This window comes from Saccharothrix sp. CB00851 (assembly GCF_001905065.1).
GTDB lineage: Bacteria > Actinomycetota > Actinomycetes > Mycobacteriales > Pseudonocardiaceae > Actinosynnema.
In genome coordinates, this window is sequence record NZ_LWLC01000015.1 from 75,064 (window position 1) to 96,827 (window position 21,764).

General features: G+C 71.5%; 21 protein-coding genes and 1 pseudogene. 1 reads left to right on the plus strand and 21 read right to left on the minus strand.

The genetic code is table 11. The features are described from left to right. Window position 1 precedes the first annotated feature (1 nt). The 12 genes and pseudogenes from A6A25_RS16995 to A6A25_RS17050 form a co-directional block, all read right to left on the minus strand. Entirely contained in the window at window positions 2–505 is a 504-nt protein-coding gene (locus tag A6A25_RS16995) for a methylated-DNA--[protein]-cysteine S-methyltransferase (RefSeq protein WP_073891120.1), read from the minus strand. Then, window positions 502–1,752, minus strand: a complete 1,251-nt coding sequence (locus A6A25_RS17000; RefSeq protein ID WP_073891123.1) for an ATP-grasp domain-containing protein — start codon at window positions 1,750–1,752, stop codon at window positions 502–504. The genes A6A25_RS16995 and A6A25_RS17000 overlap by 4 nt, the downstream gene beginning before the upstream one ends. 26 nt (window positions 1,753–1,778) lie before the next feature. Continuing rightward, window positions 1,779–2,351: an acyl-CoA dehydrogenase family protein gene (locus tag A6A25_RS17005; RefSeq protein WP_073891126.1), complete on the minus strand. Its 573-nt coding sequence runs from the start codon at window positions 2,349–2,351 to the stop codon at window positions 1,779–1,781. Between the two features lie 380 nt (window positions 2,352–2,731). Further along, window positions 2,732–3,970 carry an ATP-binding protein gene (locus tag A6A25_RS17010; protein ID WP_073891129.1) on the minus strand — a complete coding sequence of 413 codons (1,239 nt, stop codon included), beginning with the start codon at window positions 3,968–3,970 and terminating at the stop codon, window positions 2,732–2,734. Between the two features lie 417 nt (window positions 3,971–4,387). After that, window positions 4,388–5,611 (minus strand): MFS transporter, encoded by a 1,224-nt coding sequence (locus tag A6A25_RS17015; RefSeq protein WP_158073750.1) that lies wholly within the window; start codon window positions 5,609–5,611, stop codon window positions 4,388–4,390. 152 nt (window positions 5,612–5,763) lie between these two features. Continuing rightward, window positions 5,764–6,591: an isocitrate lyase/PEP mutase family protein gene (locus A6A25_RS17020; protein ID WP_073891134.1), complete on the minus strand. Its 828-nt coding sequence runs from the start codon at window positions 6,589–6,591 to the stop codon at window positions 5,764–5,766. 98 nt (window positions 6,592–6,689) lie between these two features. Then, a pseudogene (locus A6A25_RS17025) lies at window positions 6,690–7,139 on the minus strand (phosphate ABC transporter ATP-binding protein); the annotation flags it as partial. A gap of 297 nt (window positions 7,140–7,436) precedes the next feature. Next, complete coding sequence (locus A6A25_RS17030) at window positions 7,437–8,213, minus strand: hypothetical protein (RefSeq protein ID WP_073891137.1); 777 nt, start codon at window positions 8,211–8,213, stop codon at window positions 7,437–7,439. Beyond that, entirely contained in the window at window positions 8,210–9,142 is a 933-nt protein-coding gene (locus tag A6A25_RS17035; protein WP_073891140.1) for an ABC transporter ATP-binding protein, read from the minus strand. Before A6A25_RS17035 ends, A6A25_RS17030 begins: the two co-directional genes overlap by 4 nt. Beyond that, window positions 9,139–9,399, minus strand: coding sequence for a helix-turn-helix domain-containing protein (locus A6A25_RS17040; protein ID WP_073891143.1), 261 nt, complete (start codon window positions 9,397–9,399; stop codon window positions 9,139–9,141). The genes A6A25_RS17035 and A6A25_RS17040 overlap by 4 nt, the downstream gene beginning before the upstream one ends. Beyond that, window positions 9,399–9,878 carry a DUF2975 domain-containing protein gene (locus tag A6A25_RS17045; RefSeq protein WP_073891146.1) on the minus strand — a complete coding sequence of 160 codons (480 nt, stop codon included), beginning with the start codon at window positions 9,876–9,878 and terminating at the stop codon, window positions 9,399–9,401. Before A6A25_RS17045 ends, A6A25_RS17040 begins: the two co-directional genes overlap by 1 nt. Window positions 9,879–9,942: 64 nt before the next feature. Beyond that, window positions 9,943–11,181, minus strand: a complete 1,239-nt coding sequence (locus tag A6A25_RS17050; protein ID WP_073891149.1) for a cyclase family protein — start codon at window positions 11,179–11,181, stop codon at window positions 9,943–9,945. A gap of 126 nt (window positions 11,182–11,307) precedes the next feature. Between A6A25_RS17050 and A6A25_RS17055 the strand changes: the two genes are divergently transcribed. Next, window positions 11,308–12,771, plus strand: a complete 1,464-nt coding sequence (locus A6A25_RS17055; protein WP_143193215.1) for a phosphatase PAP2 family protein — start codon at window positions 11,308–11,310, stop codon at window positions 12,769–12,771. On the opposite strand, the gene A6A25_RS17060 is transcribed toward A6A25_RS17055, so the two are convergent. The 9 genes from A6A25_RS17060 to A6A25_RS17100 all read right to left on the minus strand — a co-directional run bounded on the left by A6A25_RS17060 (window position 12,702) and on the right by A6A25_RS17100 (window position 21,756). Beyond that, window positions 12,702–13,616 (minus strand): serine hydrolase, encoded by a 915-nt coding sequence (locus A6A25_RS17060; protein WP_143193216.1) that lies wholly within the window; start codon window positions 13,614–13,616, stop codon window positions 12,702–12,704. The two genes, A6A25_RS17055 and A6A25_RS17060, sit on opposite strands and share 70 nt — an antisense overlap. Window positions 13,617–13,698: 82 nt before the next feature. Then, window positions 13,699–14,370 (minus strand): hypothetical protein, encoded by a 672-nt coding sequence (locus tag A6A25_RS17065; protein ID WP_073891157.1) that lies wholly within the window; start codon window positions 14,368–14,370, stop codon window positions 13,699–13,701. Further along, complete coding sequence (locus A6A25_RS17070) at window positions 14,367–14,690, minus strand: hypothetical protein (RefSeq protein ID WP_073891160.1); 324 nt, start codon at window positions 14,688–14,690, stop codon at window positions 14,367–14,369. The genes A6A25_RS17065 and A6A25_RS17070 overlap by 4 nt, the downstream gene beginning before the upstream one ends. Window positions 14,691–14,725: 35 nt before the next feature. Next, the gene (locus A6A25_RS17075) at window positions 14,726–17,023 is read right to left on the minus strand and encodes a glycoside hydrolase domain-containing protein (protein ID WP_073891163.1); all 2,298 of its coding nucleotides are present in this window, start codon (window positions 17,021–17,023) and stop codon (window positions 14,726–14,728) included. A gap of 554 nt (window positions 17,024–17,577) precedes the next feature. Continuing rightward, complete coding sequence (locus tag A6A25_RS17080) at window positions 17,578–17,973, minus strand: bacteriophage spanin2 family protein (protein ID WP_073891166.1); 396 nt, start codon at window positions 17,971–17,973, stop codon at window positions 17,578–17,580. Between the two features lie 195 nt (window positions 17,974–18,168). Beyond that, window positions 18,169–18,669, minus strand: coding sequence for a flavin reductase family protein (locus A6A25_RS17085; RefSeq protein WP_083668413.1), 501 nt, complete (start codon window positions 18,667–18,669; stop codon window positions 18,169–18,171). Window positions 18,670–18,731: 62 nt separating this feature from the next. Continuing rightward, on the minus strand, window positions 18,732–19,709 hold the full coding sequence (locus A6A25_RS17090; RefSeq protein ID WP_073891169.1) for a carbohydrate kinase family protein: 978 nt from the start codon (window positions 19,707–19,709) through the stop codon (window positions 18,732–18,734). A gap of 123 nt (window positions 19,710–19,832) precedes the next feature. Beyond that, window positions 19,833–21,014 (minus strand): methionine adenosyltransferase, encoded by a 1,182-nt coding sequence (metK, locus tag A6A25_RS17095; RefSeq protein ID WP_073891171.1) that lies wholly within the window; start codon window positions 21,012–21,014, stop codon window positions 19,833–19,835. A 37-nt stretch (window positions 21,015–21,051) separates the two neighbouring features. Next, on the minus strand, window positions 21,052–21,756 hold the full coding sequence (locus A6A25_RS17100) for a methyltransferase domain-containing protein (RefSeq protein ID WP_073891174.1): 705 nt from the start codon (window positions 21,754–21,756) through the stop codon (window positions 21,052–21,054). Window positions 21,757–21,764: the final 8 nt, after the last annotated feature.

Sequence of the window (21,764 nt, forward strand, 5' to 3'; positions counted from 1 at the left end):
CTCACCAGAGCAGGTCGCCGCGTTCGAAGCCCAGCAGCATCCGCTTGCGCTCGATCCCGCCGCCGTACCCGGTGAGGCTGCCGGTCGAGCCGACGACCCGGTGGCACGGCACGATGATGCTGATCGGGTTCTTCCCGTTGGCCAGCCCGACCGCGCGGGACGCGGTGGGCCGGCCGATCCGGACCGCCAGCTCGCCGTACGACACCGTCTCGCCGTGCGGGATCTCCTTCAGCGCGTCCCACACGGTCCGCTGGAACGGGGTGCCCGCCATCGACAGCGGCAGGTCGAACTCCGTCCGCTTGCCCGCGAAGTACTCCTCCAGCTGGAGGACCACTTCGCCGAACGGCGCCGCGTCGCGCTCGCCGAAGGTCGACAGCGCCGGTCGGTAGCGGTGTTCGGCCATGTACAGGCCCGCGAGCACGCCGTCTCGCGCGACCAGCGTGATCTCACCGATCGGGCTGTCGATCACCGTGTGCACGGCGACTGGGGTTGGCATGCCGCTCATTCTGCCGCGCGCACCTCCACCTTGATCGCGTCGGCCGCCTTCTCCGCGAGCGCCGCCGCCTCGGCCGGGGTGTCCGCCACGACCGTCACCGACCCGGCCCGGTCCCACGAGCTGCGCAGTTCCCGCACCGCCTCGCCGGGTGCCGCCGACACCGACGCGGCGAGCACGCCGGACATGGCCTTGACCTCCTCCAGGCCCTCGACCGCCACGACCTCGCCCGGCTCGGCCCGCAGGAACCGCACGGCCGCCGCGCGTTCGGCCTTGTCGGGCAGCGCGGGCGGCTCCTCGCCGCGCATGATCGTGTAGTAGCGCTCGGCCAGCGGGAACCCGTAGGCCTCGTCGATCAGCCACGTGATGCCGTCACCGGGGAACCGGCCCGCGCACTCGACCAGGTAAGGCGTGCCGTCGGCGAGGATCCACTCGCAGTGCACGATCCCGGTGCCGAAGCCGACCGCCCGCAACACCGCCTCGGTGCGTTCGGCGAGCAACGCGGACGTGTCCTCGGGCAGGTCGGCGGGCACCAGGTGGCCCAGCTCGATGGGGCGCGGACCGGGGAACAGGGTCTTGCCGGTGACGTTGGTGAACAGCGGCACGCCGTCGCGGACCAGCATCTCGACGCTGTACTCCGCGCCGCTGACGAAGGTCTCGACCAGCATCCGCAGCGGGATCTCCCGCTCGGGCACGAGAATGCCCTCGTCCTGACCGGCCAGGCACTCCTGCCACGCCTGGTCGACCTCGGCCACGTCGTGCAGCACCTTCGTGCCCAGCGACGCCTGCCGGTTCGCGGGCTTGAGCACGACCGGACCGGGGTGGGCGGCCATGAACGCGCGCACGTCGTCCGGCGTGTCCACGGCCGTCGACACGGGGTTGTCGATACCCGCGGCCCGGGTGACGCGGCGCAGCAACTCCTTGTCCCGCAACAACTGCGCCGCTCCGCTGGTCGCCCCGGGCAGCCCGTAGCGCTCGGCGAGCCGGGCCGCGAACGGCGTGGCGTACTCGACCAGCGGCACCACGTAGGCCGGGTCGAGGTCGGGGTAGGTGTTGTAGAACTCGTCCGCCGCGCCCACCACCTGGTACTCCCACGGCACGAGTTCGCGCAGCATGGGCGCGCCCGCCATCTTCCCGGCCACGTCCCGGTTGCGGATGACGTCCGGCTCGTCCACGAGCACCATCGAGGCGTCCTCGAACTCGGGGCGGGTGGGCAGCGGCGCCAGGAAGCCGACGATGATCACCGGTCGCGCGGTCATGGTGTCCTCTCCAAGGTTGGTCGTGCTCATCGGGTGATGCCGAGCGCGAGCGGGAAAGCGGGCGCGCCGCCGAGCAGGTACGCACCGGCGGTCTGCAGGATCCGATCCTGGGCGACGACGTGCCGGCACATGGTCGTGGTGTCGCGCAGCCACCGGTCCAGCGGTGACGGCCGGTAGATCGACGCGGTCTGCACCAGGTCGTACAGCCGGGTCACGATGGACCGGGCGGTGCGGAACGCGTGCAGCCGGGACAGCGGCAGCGCGGCCCGCTCGTGCGGCGTGAGGTCCTCCATGGTGCCGCCGGCCGACAGCACGTCCCACTGGCGCCGCGGGCTCATGCCGATCATGGCGCACCACCCGGCGGACGCGTCACCGTGCGCCAGCGCCTCGACCACCCTGGTCTGCTGTTCCGAGGTCATCTCGGGGCCACCCCGATCACGGCCGAAACCCATCCGGAACACACCCGCGTCACGCATCATCGCCACGACGTCCTCAGGCAGGCGACGCAGCCGCTCGATCTCCTCGGACCGCTCGCGCAGCCTCGGTGCCAACTCCTGGGCACGGGCGAGGATCTCCTCCCCCGTCTCGGCCACCGCCATGGTCCTCACTCCTGAACGATCATCCAACGTGATCGGCCCTCCGAGGCCAGCAGGACTTCTCGTGCCGCGCCAGCCCTACCGCGCCACATCGGACCCGCAGCGCACCCACCGAGGCTCGATTTGACATGGGTTCGGGTGCTTTAGGCTGGTCGAAGCCGGCAGGCCTGGCGGAACGCTCTTCCCCGCCGGGCCTGCCGGCTTTGGCCTGCCTGGAGTGCCCGTAAGGGCCCCATGTCAAATCGAGCCGGACCTGACCCAACAGCCGCCCCCCGCGCCCCCGCGCACGCGACCCGGCTTTGACGGCTATTCCCGCGAACTCCCCGGCGAACTCCCGGCGGACTCCCCGGCGAATTACCCGCTGACGCCCGCCACGACCACAGTCAAGCCGACTGGACAGTTGATCGGTAGTGCCGTCCGGCCGTGACAATCAATTCCTGACGGGTGGACCGGCGCACCGCGTGACCGGTCGCACGCAGGTCGAGCACGAACGCACGGGCCAGCGGGTCGAGCCGGTACGCACCAGGCCTGCCCGCACCGCGCAACATCCCCGCGTCCGCCAACTCGTACACCGGTTCGTCGTCGATGAAAGCACCGAGCAGCACCGGCTCGGCCGCCGGCTGGTGCGCCACCTGGTGCAACAGCGCCTTGGCCGCTTCACCGAGGCCCAGGTAGGTGGACTGGTAGGAGTCGCGCACCGACAGGTCGCCGACGCGCAGCCAGTCCAGCAACGCACCTGGCTCGGTCAGCCGCGCGAGCACCAGGCTCACCGGCACGTCCGGCCTGGCCGCGAGCTTGCGCGCGGCGATGTCCAGCGCCAGCGGCAGGTCGCCGCACAACCGGGCGAGCCGGTCGCACACCTCGGGCTCGGCCGCGACCGGGTCCGGCACGCCGCCCGCGAGCATCGCGATCGCTTCTCCCCTCGGCGGCACGGCCAACCGCAACCTGCGCACGCCGCGCAGGCCGAGCAGCGCCGACCGGCCGACGATGATCGTGGTGCTGTGCGGGCTCTCCACCAGCAGCGGGCGGACCTGCCGCTCGTCGCGGACGTTGTCGAGCAGCACGACGAGCCTGCGTTCGGCGATCAGGGATCGGTATAAGCCCGCCTGCTGGTCGACGGTGTCGGGCAGGTTCTCGACGGGCACGCCCAACGCGCGCAGGAACCCCTCCAGCACGGTCCGCGCGCCCCGCTCCCCCGGCTCCAGCGGGCCGAAGTCGATGTAGAGCCCGCCGTCCACCGCGTCGACGGCCAGCCGGTGGGCGTGGTGCAGCGCCAGCTCGGTCTTGCCGACACCCGCCGGTCCGCTGATCACCACGGGGGTGGCCGGGTCGGCGGCGAGCAGGCGCAGTTCGTCGGCCCGGCCGACGAAGCGGCGCGGTCTCATCGGCAGCTGCGCCGGTCGCGGCACGCACGACCACGCGGTCACCGGTTCGGGGCGCACCGACGTGCCTGCGGCTTCGGGGTCCAGCCCGCTGGACACCTCCAGCCACCGACGTCGCCACTGCTCGCGGTCGCCGCCGCACGCGGCCACGAACGCCAGCGTCACCTGCAACGTCGGCATGCGGTGGCCGCTGGCCGCGCTGGACAGCACCGACGAGGAGTACAAGGCCGCCCGACCCATGTCCCGGTACGTGGGGTTGCCCGCCCGAGCGCGCAGCCGTCTCAACTCGCTCGCGAAAGTCGCGACCGCTCCGGACGAGGCGTCGACAGGTTTTTCCGGTCTACCCATCCCCAGCGGATCCCTTTCTCTCCAGGTGGCGCGCCAAGCATGAATAAGGGGCCGACCTCCCGCTACCGCCGATCGGAGGACCATAGAGATTGAATATGACTGCAAAGCGAGGAACCGTAACGTTCGGCGGGCGAGCATTTTGTAACCCAACGTTGCGACGCGTGCGCGGCGAGTTGCAGCCCTATTATCGGTGACCCGGAAAAGCCCGGAAAAAGGCTCCCGAACGACGGACGGCCCGACAGGCGTCGCCTGCCGGGCCGTACTCCCCGATGCGGGTCGGTGCACACCGATTCCATTACACCGTTTCGGTCACACCGAGGTCTTGCCCTCCCTCATGCCCACCAGGGCGAACCAGCCGCCGATCAGCCCGAGCACCCCGCACAGCAGCCACACGCCGTTGCCGAACGCGCCCCAGGCCAGCACGCCGAGCGTGGGACCCAGCGCCGAACCGAGGCCGAACGTGGCCTGGTGCGTGCCGACGTACCGGCCGCGCACCGCGGCGGGGAACCTCGCCGGGTGCGCGAACATCGTCGGCCCGCTGATCATCACGCCGAGCACGAACACCGCCGTGCTGACCACGATCACCACCGCGTGCGAGCCGAGCCCGTACCCGGCCGCGCCCAGGCCCATCACCGCCGTGCCGACCGCGCCCGCCGCCCACGGCACCCAGTTCTTCACGTACGAGGTGATCTTCAGCTCGGACACGACCAGGATGATCGACGCCGTGGTGAGCACGATGCTGTACAGCGCCGCCGGGTGCCCCTCGCTGGTGATCTTCAGCGGCAACGCCACCACGTACTGCACGTAGATGAGCGTGCCGAGCAGCACCGACGCGAGGAACGCCAGGTACCGGCCGTCGCGCAGCATCACCGCGTACGCCGACCGCTTCTGCTCACCCGACTCGGCCTCGTCCTCGTCGTCGCGCGGCGCGGCCGTGGCGGGCAGGGTCAGCCGCGCCACCACCGCGTACGCCAGCGCCGACACGGCGTCGAAGTAGAACAGCAGGTCCCAGTCGAGCAGGATCAGGCCCGCCGCGATGAGCGGCGCGAGGGCGGCGCCGCCGTTGAGCGCGATGCGCATCATGGAGAACGCCATCACCCGGTGCTCGGCCGGCATCAGCTCGCTGAGCAGCACGGCCGCCGCGGGCCGGTAGCACTGGGTGGCCAGGCCCGCCGCGCCGATGGCGACCAGCAGCACGCCGAACAGCCCCGGAGTGCTCAGCACCGGCATGATCGCCAGCACCGCCGCCGACGCCGTCATGGCGCTGACGATCGTGGCGCGCGGCCCGAGCCGGTGGGTCAGCTCGCCGCCGAGCAGCGTGCCGAGCACCGCGCCCGCGCTGTAGCAGGTGAGCGCGATACCGGCCTGCCCGATGGAGAACTGGCGCGCCGTCAGGTACAGCACCAGGAACGTCTGCGCGAACGCGCCGAGCTGGTTGACGAGCACGCCACCGAGCAGGTAGCGGACCGGCCGTGGCGTCGCGCGGACGCTCGCGAGAACGCCGCCCGCCGCACCCGCTTCCTTCGTGGTCACTGCGATTTCCCCGTCCGTCGCCATCCGATTACGTGTCGTCGTCGGCCGGGGCGCCGTCGTGGGCGCCCCGGCCGAGGTCCAGTCCACCGGAGCCGGACGTTGTCCGACAGGGTTGATCTGACCTGGCGATCAATCGGGGCCGGCGCGAACCGCTAGCGGGTGAACACACCGTTGACGGCGCCGAAGTCCAGCGCGCCGTCCAGCTCGGTGTACGTGCCCTTGGTCAGGGCCTCCTCGGCGGCGCGGTGCGCGACCGAGTACGCGGCCTGGGTGACCGCGGTGCCGAGGCTGACCCGCCGGACGCCGACCGCCTCGAACTCGGCCACGGTCGGCGCGCCGGGGCCCGCCATCACGTTGACCGGCAGCGGCGAGGCCGCGACCAGCGCCTTCAGCACGTCGAGGTCGACCAGGCCGGGCACGAACAGCACGTCCGCACCCGCTTCGGCGTAGACCGCGGCACGGGCCAGCACGTCGTCCAGCCGACCCTCGGGCTCGCCGACCTGGAACAGGAACACGTCGGTGCGGATGTTGACCACCAGCTCGGGCAGCCCGGCGCGCTCCGCCGCCTCCCGTGCCGCCCGCAACCGGGCGGCCTGCTCCTCGGCGGTGAACAGCGGCACGCCGAAACCCTTGGAGTCCTCGATGTTCACGCCGACCGCGCCCGCGCCGATCACGGCCTCGACGGTCGCCGCGACGTCCTCGGGCGCGTGGCCGTAGCCGCCCTCGACGTCGGCGGTGACGGGCACGTCCACGGCGGCGGCGATCAGGCGCACCTGCTCGACCATCTCGTCGCGGGACAGGTTCTGCCCGTCGGGGCGGCCCAGCGCCCACGACACACCACCGCTGGTGGTGGCGACCGCCTTCGCTCCGGCGCGCGCGATCAGGGCGGCGCTGCCCGCGTCCCAGGCGTTGGGGAGGACCAGCACCCCGTCCGCGTGGAGGTCGCGCAGTAAGTCCGCCTTGGGCTTGTTGCTGTGCATGCAGATGTCACCTTTCCGATGACCGCGAGTGTCTGGGGCGGCGAATCGTAACAGCGCCGGGTGGCGGCCCGGTGCGGGTCGAGCCGCGCCGGCGGACGTCAGCCGAACCGGCCGTGGACGTAGTCCGACGTGCGGGTGTCCGACGGGGATTCGAAGATCGTCTTGGTGGGTCCGGCCTCCACGATCACGCCCGGCGTGCCCTGTTCGGCCAGGAAGAACGCGCACTGCTGCGACACCCGTGCCGCCTGCTGCACGTTGTGCGTGACGATCACGATCGTCACCTCGTGCGCGAGTTCGGCGATGGTCTGCTCGATCCGCCGGGTCGACGTCGGGTCCAGCGCCGAGCACGGCTCGTCCATCAGCAGCACGTCCGGCCGCACCGCCAACGACCGCGCGATGCACAGCCGCTGCTGCTGGCCGCCGGACAGCGCGCCACCGCGTTGCTTGAGCCGGTCGCGCACCTCCGGCCACAGGCCCGCCTTGGTCAGGCACTCGTCGACCAGCGCGTCCTTCTCCGCCCGCCGGGCTCGCACACCGGTCAGCACCAGCAGGCCGCCCAGGAACAGCGGCAGGCCGGTCGACGCGCCGGTGCTCGCCAGGCCGGTGTTCTTCTTACCGCCCCGACGCCGCTTCGAATGCTTGGTTTCCCAGGTTGACAACAGGTCAAGAACCGGCGGCCAGTGGGTGACCACCATCCTCACGCCGTACGGCCAACGGCCGCCCGGTCACCCGTGGAAATCGACCGGTCACAAATCCATCCCCGAGCCGGTCACGGACAATAATCGGACCAATGCGAAACGACCGGACCCGGTGCCCGCGGTTGTCGCGGGCACCGGGTCGCGCGGTCAGCGGTTGGCGTCGTCGCGGGACAGGCGCAGCCAGCCCAGCAGCAGGGTGGCCGCAGCCCAGCAGAGCATCGTGACCACCGACGATGTCGGCGTCATCCCCGGCACCTCGCCGATCAGCAGGAACGCCGCGCCGGAGCCGGGCAGGCGATCGGCCACCCAGGACAGCCACTCGTGGCCGAAGTTCGGCAGCATCAGCGGCAGGACGAGCATCAGCAGGAACACGGTGACCAACGTGGCCGCGGTGTTGCGCAGCAGGAAGCCAAGGCCGAGCGCGAACGCCGACCCGGCGGCGAAGACGAACGCCACGTCCGGCAGCACGTCCGAACCGCCCGCCATGGTCAGCAGCGGCTGTGCCGTGACGAACGACGCCACCGTGGCGGCCGACGCCAGCAGGACGCCGAGCGCCGTGGCCACGGCCACCACCACGGCCGTCCGGGACAGGAACAGCACACCGCGCCGCGGCGTCCACTGCAGGCTGGGCACGATGCCGCCGGTCGCGTAGTCGGACGTCACGGCGGTGAGCGCGAGCGCCAAGAGCGCGAACTGGCCCGGCAGCCCGGTCACGGCCGCTGCCGCCCAAGCCGACCCACCGCTTGGCGGATCGGGGTCGGCGGCCGCCTCCAAGCCCGCGATGGTCGCGATGCCCACCATCGTCACGGTCGCGGCGGCCAGGAACCACCACGTCGCCTTCACCGTCCACAGCCGCGTCCACTCGGCCGCGCACGCGCGGGCGAACACGCGGGCGACCGGGACGTCCCGGGTCACCGCCGTCATCGCGCCTCCTCCGCCGTGAGCAGGGGCTCGCGGCCCTGGTACTCGACGCTGCCGGTGGTCAGCTCCACGTAGGCGTCCTCCAACGACTGGCGCACCTCGGAAAGGTGGTGCAGCGGCACGTCGAGGGCGTGGGCCAGCCCACCGACCTCCTCGGCCGTGCTCCCCTCGACCCGCAGCTCGTGGTGGTCGACGCGGTCCACCTCGAACCCGCGCTCGCGGAGCCGTTCTCGCAGCACGTCGGGCCGCGGGCTGCGGACGCGCACCTGGACCTGCCCGAGACCGCTCACGATCTGCTCGGTCGTCGCGTCCGCGATCAGCCTGCCGCGGCCGATGACGACGAGCCGGTCCGCGATCTGCTCCATCTCGCCGAGCAGGTGGCTGGAGATCAGCACGGTGCGGCCCTCGTCGGCGAGTTGGCGCAGCAGGCCGCGGATCCACCGGACGCCGTCGAGGTCGAGCCCGTTGATCGGCTCGTCGAACATCAGCACGCCGGGGTCGCCGATCAGCGCCGTCGCGATGCCCAGCCGTTGCCGCATGCCGAGCGAGTAGCCCTTGATCCGCCGACGGGCCGCGCGGCCGAGGCCGACCCGCTCGATCACCTCGTCCACCCGGCGGCGGGGGATGCCGTTGGCCCGGGCGGCGACGCGCAGGTGGGCGCGCCCGGTGCGGCCGGGGTGCGCCGCGCCGGGGTCGAGCAGCGCGCCGACCTCGCGCAGCGGTTCACCGAACGACGCGTACGGCCGCCCGTTGACCAGTGCCGTGCCGGAGGTGGCCCGGTCGAGGCCGAGCACCACCCGCATCGTGGTGGACTTGCCCGCGCCGTTCGGCCCGAGGAACCCGGTGACCTTGCCCGGCTCGACGGTGAAGCTCAGCTCGTCGACCGCCAGGACGTCACCGTACCTCCTGGTCAGCCCGCGCACCTCGATCACAGGTCGACCTCGCCGTCGCCGTTGGACGAGGTGACGACCGTGCCGTCCTGGTCGTCGTCCACCCATTCGAGCAAGTCGCCCGGCTGGCACCCCAGCACCCGGCACATGGCCTCCAGCGTGCTGAACCGCACGGCCTTGGCGCGGCCGTTCTTCAGCACCGCCACGTTCGACGGTGTGAGCCCCACCCGTTCGGCGAACTCGCCGACGCTCATCTTGCGCTTGGCCAGCTCGACGTCGATCCGCACGATGATCGACATCAGATCACCGATTCCATGTCGGAGCGCAGCGTGGTGGCCTGGCGCAGCAACGCGCGCATCACCACCATCAGCAGGCCGACGACGGTGATGCCGATCGCCATCAGGAACATCACCAGTGGCACACCGGGGTCGTCCGCGTTGAAGCCGACGAAGAGGAACACGACCAGGAACACCACCCACCCCGCGCCGATGGCCCACACGATCGCGTCCACCCACCTCAGGGACGCCTCGCTGAAGATGCGGTCCTTCTTGACCAGGGTGAGCAGCTTCCAGATGCAGACGATCACCACCTGCACGCACAGCACCCAGAACACCGTCACGGCGGTCAGCGGCCACCGCAGGTACGCCATGTCCGGCGACTCCTGGGCCATGTGCCGGAACTGCCCCGGCAGCGACATGACCTGGAACAGGACGAGGACGCCGAACATCAGCACGAGGAACACCCGGAGCGCCGCGACCGCTCGATGCGTTGTGACCATGCATCGAGTCTCGCGTGTTACCTATCGAAAGTCAATCGGTAGCTGTCGTTTCGCGACAGTCCTCTCACCGTCGAGGGTGGCCGAGCGCGGCCGGTGGGGTGTTGCCCGCGGTGGCGCCCTCGGCGTACTGCGGGGTCACGATGAACACGAACTCGTGCACGCGGTCGGCGGCGAGCCGGTCGACCACGTAGGACTCGCCGATGCGGATGCCGTGCCGCATCAGCAGTTCCTGGTGCACGGGGAACGCCGTGCCGTCGTCGTTGACCGGGTTGCCCAGCACCTCCAGCGCCCACGTGTCGCTGCCCACGATCGCGGGACGGAACCGCGCCAGCCACCGGGCTTCGCGCAGGTAGATGCCGGGCAGCCCGCGGGCGCCCTCCCAGCGGGCGATGTCGGCCGGGTCGCGGCGGGCCAGCAGCTGGTTCCAGCCGGTGCGGAACAGCACGACGTCACCGGGTTCGATCCGGTCGACGCCGCCGAACGCCATGGCGTCCCGGATGTCCTCGACGGTGATGCGGTAGTTCTCGCGCAGCAACGGCTGTCCGTTGCTCGCGGGCTCGGCCAGGTCCTCGACGCGGTCGCGGGCGAGCTTCACGCCCAGCACGTCCAGCAGCACGCCCCGGGTCACCAGCGGACCCATGTGCTCGGCACCGAGCCGGACGGTGCCGTGGGCGCGGGCGATGTCCGGCCCGCGCAGGCCGTTGTAGAACAGGTCGGCCGCGCCGATGTGGTTGAGGTTGTCCAGCTGGCTGCCGATCTGGTAGGTCGCGGCGAGCGGTTCGGGGTGCCGGGGCGAGACCTCCGCCTCGAACCGCTCCTCGTGCACGCTCACCTGGTTGGCGCCCAGCGGTTCCAGCGCGACCAGGATGCCGCCCTGCTCGGCGAACCCCGGCGGCGGCGGGTAGCCCCAGATGGTGAGCCGCTGCTCGTAGGTGCGGCGCGGGTCGGTGCGGAACGCCGGGAAGCCGTTCCACATCAGCTCGCCCAGGTTGTACGTGGTCACCTCGCGGTGGCGGCGCAGCAGGCCGAGCGCGGCGGCGGTCTTGACCGGCGTCACCTCGTTGAACGCGCCGCGCTGGTCGTCGGGCCCGTACCGGCTGGGCGCCCAGTCGGCCAGGTTCGCCGGGTCGGCGTAGTCGAACGGCGTGTCGTCCAGGCCGCCCTCGGGCTGAGCCGTCGCGGTCGCCGTGCCGGTGCCGGTGCCCACGAGGCCCGCCGCACCGGCCGCACCGGCGAGCTTGAACACGCCACGACGTCCGAGGCGGTGCCGGGTGAGGTAGTTGCGCAGCAGGTCGGGGTGCACGCGGCGGCTCCTTCGGCGCGACAGGACAACCCCCGACGAGTACCGGATCTCCGACACCCGGCGCAATGACGTTCACCCGCGTGCGCAACAGGATTGCCCGATGATCGATATGGGCACACCACGTTGGTGATTACGACACGGGAAGCGCGACCGGCGGTGGTGGTCGAGCGGTTCGCGGTGCGCAGTGCGGTGTCCCTGGTGGCCGCTTGTGCCGCCGGGGTCGCGTTCGCCGTGGTCATGGCGGTGGTCTGGGCGGGGTGGGCGCCGGTGCGCGAGGTCGACCAGGCGATCTCGGACGGGCTGACGCGGTGGGTCGGCGGGTCGGAGGTGCTCGTCGCGGCGTTCGGCGGGATCACGCGGCTCGGTGGCACGACGACGTTGACGGGCGTGACCGCGCTCGCGGTGGCGTGGCTGCTCCTGCGGCGGCGGCCGTGGGTGGCGGCGCACGTGGTCGTCACGGCGCTCGGTGGCGGGTTGCTCGGCGTCGTGGTCAAGGAACTGGTCGGACGACTCCGGCCCCTGGTGGACGTCGAGGTGGCCAGGGCGCCGGGCTGGAGCTTCCCCAGCGGCCACACGCTCGGTGCGACCGTCACGTACGGCGTGCTGTTGTTGGTGTTCGCCTCCGTGCGGCCGGCACGGCGCGCGGTGACCGCGCTGGTGGTCGCGATCGTGCTGGTGGTCGGCTTCACGAGGGTCGCGCTCGGCGTGCACTACGCCACCGACGTCCTCGGCGGTTGGCTGCTCGGCCTGGTGTGGCTGGCGCTGACCACCGAGGTGTTCCGGCGGTGGCGGCGGGACGAGGGCATGCCGGAGGTGCCGCTGTCCCGGGGCTTGGCGCCGGAAGCGGCGGACGACCTGCGACCCGTGTCCGGGCGCCAGGTCGACGTGCCGCCCGACCTCCCGCTCGTGGTGGCCCGGCTGCTCGTGGCCTGGGGCCTGCTGCTGGGCGCGTTGTTCGCGCTGGGCTCGTGGCTCACCGCCGCCGGACCGGACGTGCCACCGGCCTGGGACCGCGCCGTGGTGGAGTGGTTCGCCGAACGCCGCGTCCCCGCCTGGGACGCGGTGATGGACCGGGTCGGCGCGTTCAGCGGGACGGGCCCGGTGATCGGCGCGGCGGTGGTCGTCTGCGTGCTGGCGTTGGCCACGACGCGCTCCTGGCGCCCCGTCCTGCTGGTCGTGCTCGGCCTGCTGGGCGAGGGCACCCTGTTCCTGCTGACCACCGCGATCATCGACCGCGCCCGCCCGGCGGCCAAGCTGCCCAACGACCTGCCGCCCACGTCGAGCTTCCCGTCGGGGCACGTCGCCGCGTCACTGGTCCTCGGCACGGCGGTGGCCCTGCTGGTCTGGCGCGGCACCGTCAGGTGGTGGCGGTGGCCGGTGTTGGCGACCGCCCTGGTGATCCCCGTGGCGGTCGCGGCGCAACGCCTCTACTCCGGCGTCCACTACCCCACCGACCTGGTGGGCAGCCTCCTGCTGGCCCTGCCGTGGATCACCGTCGTGGCCATGACCACGATCAACGCTCACGGCGCGGCGAGCAGCGGGGTGAGGGCGGCGACCAACTCCGTGACCAGCACGGCGGCCCGTGGGTAACCGGTGGCGCGGCCGTGCCCGGTCAGCACGACCACGACGTAACGGCCACCGACCACGCCGGTGGTGTTGAGCACCCGCCGGCCGTCGTAGCAGCACGCCCACCCCTGCTTCACGCCCCACCGGTGCGCGTCCCCCACCGCGTCGGGGATGCCGAAGGTCTGGTCGAAACCGTCCTCACCGGTCGGCGTGGCGGCCTCCAGCGCGGGCACGATCACGTCGGCGTGCGGTGACCGCAGGACGTACTGGTAGACGGCGACGACGTCACGGGCGGTCATCCGGGTGTCGCCCCACTGGTTCGGGTCGGCCGGTGGCCGCAGGCCGGGCAGGCCGATCTCGATCGCCCAGCGGCGCGGGATCGCCGTGCGCCACAAGCGGTTGGCGACGGTGTCGCTGCTGGCGGCGAGCATCCGCGTGATGTCATGGGCACTCGCCGCGCCGCGGTCGAGGGCGTCGAGCGCGATCAGCAGCTTCACCACCGATGCCGTCGGGAACGGCTGGTCGGGCCGTTCGGCGAACAGGTCCCGATCCGAACGCAGGTCGTGCACCACGACCCCGCGGCTCACCGAGGGCGCGACGCCGTCCAGGCTCACGGTGACGGGAGTCGGTATCGGCGTCGGCGTCGGTGTCGGCTCCGGTGTCGGCACGGGCTCCGGGGTGACCACCATGCTGGGCGGCGGCACGGTCGCCGACTTCACCGTCTGGGAGATCGGTGCGGTCGCCGCGGCCGCCACGGACACCATGTCGGCACCACCGAGCGCGGAAGGATCCTCTGCCAACCCGGTGACGACCATCGCCGCCAACGCACCCGCGCACAACGCCATCAGCCCGCTCTGTGCTCTGTCCACACCCCTCTAATGCGCCAACCCCGGCGAGAAGTTGACGCGGAGTCGAGGCAACCTCACACCCCACTCGCGCGTCGTCCGCACCTCAGCCGGTGGCGATCTGGCGTTGCGCCAACCGCTCTGCCGCCTGGCGGCGTCCCGGCGCGAACGGGTCGGCGGGCGCGCCCCGGCCCGGTCCGTCCACCCAGCCGCGGATCTTGTCCGCGACCCTGGCCAGTGTCGGGTCGACCGGCTTCACGTCGATCCGGAAGTGGCCTTCCTTGGGGATCTTGCGGAAGTCGCCGCCCCAGCGGACCACGCCCTCGCACTCGGCGAGGATGTCGCGGACGACCGCCAGCTCGTGCGGGAACAGCCCGCCGGTCGCCCCGGCCGGGTACCGGGTGGGCAGGACGGAGAACGCGGTCCCGGAGCGGTGGTCCGCCGCGAACGGCGTGCCTGCCGGTAATTCGGCGTAGCCGGTGATGTCCTTCGCGCCCAGGGTGGCGACCTCGTAGTGGAAGCGCCGGGCGACGTGCAGCAGCACGACGGCGGACGGGCCGGACAGCAGCGTCACGGACGCGTTGGAGCCCTCGACCGGGTAGGTGGCCAGGGCGTCCGGGCGGGCAGGCGGGTTGTTGAGCGGGTTGGCGGGCAGGTCGGTGGGCGGCGCGGCGGAGGCCGCACGAGGAGCGGACAGGCCGACCGACACGGCGGCGGCGAGACCGCCGGTGATGGCCAGGAACCGGCGACGGCTCACGTCCTCGGTGGGTTCGTTCACGGTTGCTCCTTGCGGGATCGGGGATTGCGGCGGGCGGCGACGGCCAGGCCCGCGAACAGCGCGGTCGCGACGAGCAGCAGGACGACCGCCGGGTTGACGTAGGAGGGCACCATGTCCTGGTAGGCGTTGCACATGCGGGACAGCGGGAAGTAGGTCACCTGCCCGTAGGCCCGGTCCCACCCGCCGTGCTCCAGGACGCACGTCTCCCGGACGTCCGGCGCGTACAGGTGGATCGCACCCCAGGCGTAGACCAGGAACGCCGCCGGCGGTGCGCACAGCGCGGCGACCGCCCACCGCCGGGCCGTTCCCGGGACTCGCACGTCTCTCCTCCTCGCACACCGCGAGGGGCGTGCCGTCAGCCGCGCGACAACCTCTCGATCGTCTCCGCGTAGCCTTGCAGGAACGGTTCCAGCTTGGCCTCGGGCAGCTGGGCGGGCAGCAGGCAGACGCCTCCCGTCCGGCGGATCGCGGCCTCGGTGAGCGCGGAGAGCTGCGCGTCCGCGGCGCTGCCGCCCAGCGCGTTCCAGGCGGCGTCCCGGACGCCCGCCACCGTACCGCCGTACCGGTTGGCGTAGAACTGCCGGAACCTGGTCCGGTGCCCGTCGGTGAGGTGCGCCCGGATCGCGTGGTCGATCCGGGCGCCGTTGCGCACCGCGCTGCCGACCAGGTAGCCGTCGGCGTCCTCCACGAGGTCGTTGAGCGGGAACGACGACAGCACGTTGATCTTGGCCAGCCGGTCGGCGCAGAACGCGTACCCGGAGGCGTACTCCTCGCCGTGCGACCGCCACTCGCCGTAGAACGTGGCCAGGTCGCCCGCCCAGCCGCCGAAGTCGCCGCGCCCGTCGTCGCCACGCAGGTACACGGCGTTGGCGGTGGCGCCGAAGTGGTCGACGTTGACCGTGATGCCGAGCGACAGGTCCACATAGGACTCGACCCGGGCCGGTGCGTGTGCCTGAGCGTGCTCGATCCACGCCTGGTCGACGTTGCCGATCAACGTCTCCCAGCCGGACCAGGTGCCGTTGTACGTCGGGTAGCGCAGGTACTCCAGGACCCGCCGGTTCGCGTCGCCGCCGTAGGCCACCGCGGTCGCGTACAGGCCGTCGACGTACCGGAGGTAGGCGTCCACGGGCGAGTCGGAGCCGCCGACGTTCTCCCGGCCGACGCCGCGGTCGTTGCCCCGGCTGACGTCGCGGTCGAGCGCGAACACGTCACCGCCCGCGTCGAAGTCGAACTCCTTGATCTGGTTGAACGACCAGTTCGCGGGCAGCGGGAAGCCGAGGTTGCCGGAGAAGCCCCACGACATGCCGGACACGAACGAGTACCGCGCGAACGCCTCGTCGCTGACCCGCGCGCACACGTTGCGCGAGCCGTAGACACCGGCCACGTACCGCTTGCCGCGGGTGCCGAGACCGGCCTGGATGCCCTGGAAGTACGGGATGATGGTGCTGGTGATCTGCTCGCCGGTGGCGTCGTAGTCGACCGCGAAGTAGATCACGGTGCCGCGGTTGAAGCCGTAGCCGACGGCCCGGTCGTGTGCGCGCAGGGCGTGGTCGTAGCCGTTGGACCAGGTGAAGTCGTCGACCGTGTCGGCGGCGTACTGCGAGATGGGGAACACCCGCAGCCCACCGGTGAAGATGGCCTCCAGCTCACCGGGCTGGATCTCCTTGTCGAGGGTGCCCCACGGGTCTTCGTCCAGGTAGCGGCCGACCACGTGGTAGCCCGCCGCCTTCAGCGCCTGGGCGCGCGGAACGCTGATGTGGAACCGGGTGTCGCTCGCGCCCGCCGGCCGGTCCGGGTCGCCGGTCGACACCAGCAGCTGCGCCCAGGTGGCGTAGTCACCGATGCCGGTGCGGGTGAGGACGGAGAAGTCCTGGAACGCGCTCACGAAGGCGCCGAGTGCCGCGTCCCAGCTGGAGGTGAACTCGGCGAACAGGCCGCCGACGCCGCCGTTGAACACGCAGGCGGCGCTGAACAACTGCACCCAGGCGGCCGGGGAACCGGGCCGCACGGTGTTGTTGCGCAGGCCGTTCTGGGTGCCCGGCCCGAAGTTGCCGGTGGCCTGGTCGTCCGGGATGCCGATCTGGTACTGGATGGCCCGCATGAGGGCGACCTGCACGTCCCGCGAGTAGTGGCCGTCGCACGGGATGACGAAGAACGTCGACCGGTTGATGTAGGTGGCGTTGAGCCAGCGCTGGATGTCGCGCACCTCTGTCCTGCCGCCGGACAGCAGCACGTAGGCGTCCATGTTGAGGATCGCCTTGAAGATCTTCGGCGGGAGGTAGCCGTCGGAGGCGAACCCGATGTTGCTCTTGATGTCGCGCACCGCGTTGTAGAGGTCGTTGTCGAAGGTGCCGTTCGACGTGTCGCCCGCCGAGTAGCCCTTGCAGAACAGGCCGTACTTCGCGATCCGGACGATGTTCGCGTTGGGGTAGCCGGGGCCGATGGTGCCCCGCTCGGCGAGCCTGCTCAACGTGGTCGGGCCGAAGGTGTCGGACAGGGTCGTGATGCCTAATTCGTGTTGGAGCGCGCGGGTCAGGGAGAACATGACGGCCCAGCCGGTCACGCCGTTCTCCGCGCACCTCTGGTAGCCGGGTACCGAGCCGTAGGTCGCGTTGACCCAACGCTGTGCTTCGAGCACCTTCTGGTCGACCATGGTCCCCCCTGGAACGCGACTTGGGCGCGCGGGATCTCACCGAGTACTACAGGAATCACACCGCCCCCTGGCAGGGAAATGACGCTAACCGAGCCCCGAAATTCGTGTCAACGAGCCGGTGGGGAGGTGGCGGACTCCTTCACGGGAACACCACGGGTTCTTCACAACTGAAAGCTTCGAAAAGCGTCCTCGCCGGACGGGCAGATCAGCAGGATGACATCCCCCGGTTCCGTCTTCGTCTTGTTCCGTTGGGAACTGCTGATCCAGCGTGGTCCCGGGGTGCGTGTCATCCCACCGACCTCCCTCCGGGCTACCACACGCGTCAAGGGGGCAGTTCCAGCCCAACCCGCCGGTCATGCCGGAAGGTGCCCCCTTGACAAGTGCGGTAGGGCAAAGCCAGGTCGGCGGGATGACACGAACCCCTAGCAGTGAAAAGCGAGAGCAAAGCGGCCGCACCGCCCCGGGCCCGTTCGACCCCGCGCTCGTCGGCGACCCCGGAACGTCTGACTTGAGGTCTGTTCCCAACTCCCGAGCGCGGCTCTGCTCGCGCGCGGTCAGGGGGTGCAGGCGGTGGTGAGGGTGGCGACGCGGGTGGCTTTGTCCTCGAGCCAGGCGGCGGGCTGGAGGACGAGGTCGTCCAGGGTTACCGAGCGCAGGGTCGTGGCGAGCGCGGTGATGGCCTCGTTGACGGTGGTGTCGGCGGCGTTCGCGGCGAGTGCGGTGAGGTTGTCGGCGGTGGAGTGGGCCTGTTCGACGGCGAGTTCCGGGCTGTTGGTGTCGAACACCGTGGTGGCCCGGGCCAACGCTTCGGTGCACACCTGCACGGCGGACGCGGTGTCGGCGACGGCGTTGGCGGCGTTGGACGCTTCCTGGAGCGTGCCGCAGGCGGTCAGCGCGGTGACGGCGGTGATCGTGGTGATGGCGGCGGCAAGGCGGGTAGTGGCGCGCATGGCGTGCTCCTCCGGCTCGGATCAGAACCAGAGGTCTCCCCGACCACCGGATGCGGTGGCGCCGTGACCGGGTCGCTGTGGAGCGGCCGTAGTGACGATCACGGGCGAGGTGGGTACTCCCCTCTGCCACCAGGATGCCCGGCGGACGCATGCCGGTCAAAGTGACGCATCTAACCGCACCTCGTGGGCCACCTGTCAGCGTGGTGCGAGTCCGGTCATCCGGCCCTCGGCGAACACCAGTGGGCGGCGGAGGGGGTCGGGGTCGGTGATGTCGAGGACTTCGGCGAGCACGAGGTCGTGGTCGCCTGCCTCGACGGTGGAGTGCTTGCGGCAGTGCAGGGACACGACGGCGTTGTCGATCATCGGTGTGCCCAGTGGCGAAATCGACCACTTCACCTGGTCGAAGCGTTCGTGCAGCGGGCCGCAGAAGGCGCCCGGGGTGATCGTGTCGTCGTCGGCCAGGACGCTGAACGTCCACAGGTCCAGTTCCAGCAGGCGGACCAGGGTTTTCGAGCCGTGGTCGCCCAGGAAGCCGACCAGCAGCGGCGACAGCGACACGCTGGTGAACGAGCCGATGAGCATGCCGATCGGCTGGTCGCCCGCCATGCCCGCGGCGATGACGACGCTGGTCGGCAGGTGCCGCATGGCGGACCTGAAGCGGGTGCGGTGGTTCTCCGGACTCGGCTGCTCGGACACGCGTGCACGTCCTTCCGCTGAGCGGGCGCGGACGCCGGATGGCCGGCGTCCGCGCCGCGTGATCAGATCCGCAGCTTGCTCTCGATCTCGGCGGCGGCCTCACCGCCGTACGCGCGGGCGACGCGGTCGGCCACACCCGCGCGGCTGAGCTTGTACTCCTGCGTGCCGACGCTTTCCAGCGCGGCGGCGGCGATCGTGCAGCCCACCTGGCACGCCCGTTCGAGGCTGAGCCGTGCCCAGGTGGCCCACAGGAAACCGGCGCGGAACGCGTCGCCGACGCCGGTCGGGTCGACCTCCTCCTCGACCGGCACGGCGGCGACCGTCACCGGCGGGTGGCCGCGGCGCTCCACCCGCACGCCCTCCGCGCCGAGCGTGGTGATCCACGCGCCGACCCGGTCGATCACCTCGTCCGCCGACCAGCCCGTCGACTGCCGTAACAACACGTTCTCGTACTCGTTGGTGAACAAGTACTTCGCACCCTCCACAAGCGACCGGACCGACTCGCCGTCCATCCTGGCCAGTTGCTGCGACGGGTCGGCGGCGAACGGCAGGCCCAGCGCGCGGGCCTCGGCGGTATGCCGCACCATCGCCTCCGGGTCGTTCGGCGCGACCACCACCAGGTCGAGCCCGCCCAGGCCGTCCGCGACCGGCGCCAGCTCGATCTCCCGCGCCTCCTGCATCGCGCCCGCGTAGAACGACGCGATCTGGTTGTGGTCCAGGTCGGTGGTGCACAGGAACCGCGAGGTGTGCCTGGTCGGCGAGACCCGCACGAACCTGGTGTCCACCCCGTGCCCGACCAGCCAGGCGCGGTAGTCGTCGAAGTCCTTGCCCACCGCGCCGACCAGGGCGGGCGACACGCCGAGCTGGGCCAGCCCGAACGAGATGTTCGCCGCGACACCGCCGCGGCGCACTTCGAGGTCGTCGACGAGGAACGACAGCGACACGGTGTCGAGGTGGTCCGAGATGAAGTGCTCGGTGAACCTGCCGGGATAGACCATCAGGTGGTCGGTGGCGATGGAGCCGGTCACGGCGATGCGCATGGGGTGGTGCCTCCGGGGCGCTGGGTCGGCGGTCGGTCGGCCTGGTCGGGGTGACCAGGCCGGGGCGACCGGGTCGGCGTGGGCAGAGTCGCAGTCAACCGGTCGGTGGTCAACCGGTCCTGGTCAGCTGGTCGCGGCCTGCTTGAGCGCGTCGGCGCGGTCGGTGCGCTCCCACGGCAGGTCCAGCTCCGGGCGCCCGAAGTGCCCGTACGCCGCGGTCTGCGCGTAGATCGGCCGCAGCAGGTCCAGGTCGCGGATGATGGCCGCCGGGCGCAGGTCGAACACGTCCGCGATGGCCTGCCGGATCCGGGCCGGGTCGACGGTCTCGGTGCCGAACGTCTCCACGAACAACCCGACCGGCGCCGCCCGGCCGATCGCGTACGCCACCTGCACCTCGACCCGGGACGCGAGCCCGGCGGCGACCGCGTTCTTGGCCACCCACCGCATCGCGTACGCGGCCGAGCGGTCCACTTTGGACGGATCCTTGCCGGAGAACGCGCCGCCGCCGTGCCGCGCCATCCCGCCGTAGGTGTCCACGATGATCTTCCGCCCGGTCAGCCCGGCGTCACCCATCGGCCCGCCGATCACGAACCGCCCGGTCGGGTTCACCAGCACGCGCACCCCGGACGTGTCCAGCTCCAGCCCGGCCAGCTCGGGCCCGATCACCTGCTCCCGGACGTCCACGCCCAGCAGCGCCTGCGGGTCGACGCCGTCCGCGTGCTGGCTGGACACCACCACCGTGTCCAGCCGCACCGGCTCGTCGCCCGCGTACTCGATGGTCACCTGGGTCTTGCCGTCCGGCCGCAGGTAGGGCACCGCGCCGCTCTTGCGCACGGCGGTCAGCCGCTTCGACAGCCGGTGCGCCAGCGCGATCGGCAGCGGCATCAGCTCCGGGGTGTCGGTGCAGGCGTAGCCGAACATCAGGCCCTGGTCGCCCGCGCCCTGCCGGTCCAGGTCGTCGAGCGCCTCCTCCAGCCGCGACTCGTAGGCGGTGTCCACGCCCTGCGCGATGTCCGGCGACTGCGACCCGAGGGCCACGTTCACCCCGCACGACCGGCCGTCGAACCCCTTGGCGGACGAGTCGTAGCCGACGTCCAGGACCACCTGCCGCGCGATGCCCGCGATGTCGACGTGGGCGTCCGCCGTGACCTCACCGGCCACGTGCACCTGGCCGGTGGTCACCAGCGTCTCCACCGCCACCCGCGCCCGCGGGTCGGCCCGGAGGTAGGCGTCCAGGACCGCGTCGCTGATCGCGTCGCAGATCTTGTCCGGGTGGCCCTCGGTCACCGACTCGGAACTGAACAAGCGTGTAGTCACGATCTCCTCCGTGGCAACTGCGGGATCAGACGCGGGCGATCTCGAACACGTTGTAGGTGACGTCCTCGCCGGCCAGTCGCCTGGTGGTGCTGTCGAGCCTGGTCAGCGCCGTGCCGGCGGCGGCCGCGAGCTGGTTGATCCGGTCCAGGTCGCCGAGGCTGTTGAACGTGACCAGGGCACGTCCGCCGGGCCGCAGCCACCCGTGCACCTCGGCCAGGTAGCGGCTCAGCGCGGTGTAGCCGCGGTCGAAGATCGCCCACTCGAAGTCCTGGGTGAACTCGAAGTCGCGCGGCGCCTCGATCACGCTGCAGTTCCAGAAGATCGTGTCGAACTTCTCGCCGGGGTCGAGGTCGGCGAACACGTCGCTGCGCAGCACGCGCACCTTCTCCTCGACGCCGTGCCGCTTGACGTTGAGCGCGGTGCTCGCCACGGCGGTCTCGGTGATGTCGGTCGCCGTCACGTGCGCGCAGCCCCGCAGCGCCGCCCACACCGCGGTGACGCCCGCGCCGCAGCCGATCTCCAGGAAGCGCCCGCCGACCGGGTACGGGATGGCGGTGGTGTAGTACTCGGTGCCGGTGCCCGGCGCGGGCGCGTACGCACCGGGCACCAGGTCCCACTCCTTGCCGAGGAGCTCGAACGTGGTGTTGGCCTGGTCGGCCGGGCCGAGCTCGGCCACGAGCTTGCGCCCGATCCGGTAGCGCTCGTCGAACTTCGAAGACTGCTGGCTCATGACTCTCC

Excerpts from the sequence above, each read along its gene's own strand:
- A6A25_RS17005 (WP_073891126.1), bottom strand. The coding sequence starts at position 2,351 with ATGGCGGTGGCCGAGACGGGGGAGGAGATCCTCGCCCGTGCCCAGGAG.
- A6A25_RS17010 (WP_073891129.1), bottom strand. The coding sequence starts at position 3,970 with ATGGGTCGGGCGGCCTTGTACTCCTCGTCGGTGCTGTCCAGCGCGGCC.
- A6A25_RS17040 (WP_073891143.1), bottom strand. The coding sequence starts at position 9,399 with ATGTCGATCATCGTGCGGATCGACGTCGAGCTGGCCAAGCGCAAGATG.
- A6A25_RS17030 (WP_073891137.1), bottom strand. The coding sequence starts at position 8,213 with ATGACGGCGGTGACCCGGGACGTCCCGGTCGCCCGCGTGTTCGCCCGC.
- A6A25_RS17045 (WP_073891146.1), bottom strand. The coding sequence starts at position 9,878 with ATGGTCACAACGCATCGAGCGGTCGCGGCGCTCCGGGTGTTCCTCGTG.
- A6A25_RS16995 (WP_073891120.1), bottom strand. The coding sequence starts at position 505 with ATGAGCGGCATGCCAACCCCAGTCGCCGTGCACACGGTGATCGACAGC.
- A6A25_RS17080 (WP_073891166.1), bottom strand. The coding sequence starts at position 17,973 with ATGCGCGCCACTACCCGCCTTGCCGCCGCCATCACCACGATCACCGCC.
- A6A25_RS17000 (WP_073891123.1), bottom strand. The coding sequence starts at position 1,752 with ATGACCGCGCGACCGGTGATCATCGTCGGCTTCCTGGCGCCGCTGCCC.
- A6A25_RS17100 (WP_073891174.1), bottom strand. The coding sequence starts at position 21,756 with ATGAGCCAGCAGTCTTCGAAGTTCGACGAGCGCTACCGGATCGGGCGC.
- A6A25_RS17020 (WP_073891134.1), bottom strand. The coding sequence starts at position 6,591 with ATGCACAGCAACAAGCCCAAGGCGGACTTACTGCGCGACCTCCACGCG.
- A6A25_RS17090 (WP_073891169.1), bottom strand. The coding sequence starts at position 19,709 with ATGCGCATCGCCGTGACCGGCTCCATCGCCACCGACCACCTGATGGTC.
- A6A25_RS17075 (WP_073891163.1), bottom strand. The coding sequence starts at position 17,023 with ATGGTCGACCAGAAGGTGCTCGAAGCACAGCGTTGGGTCAACGCGACC.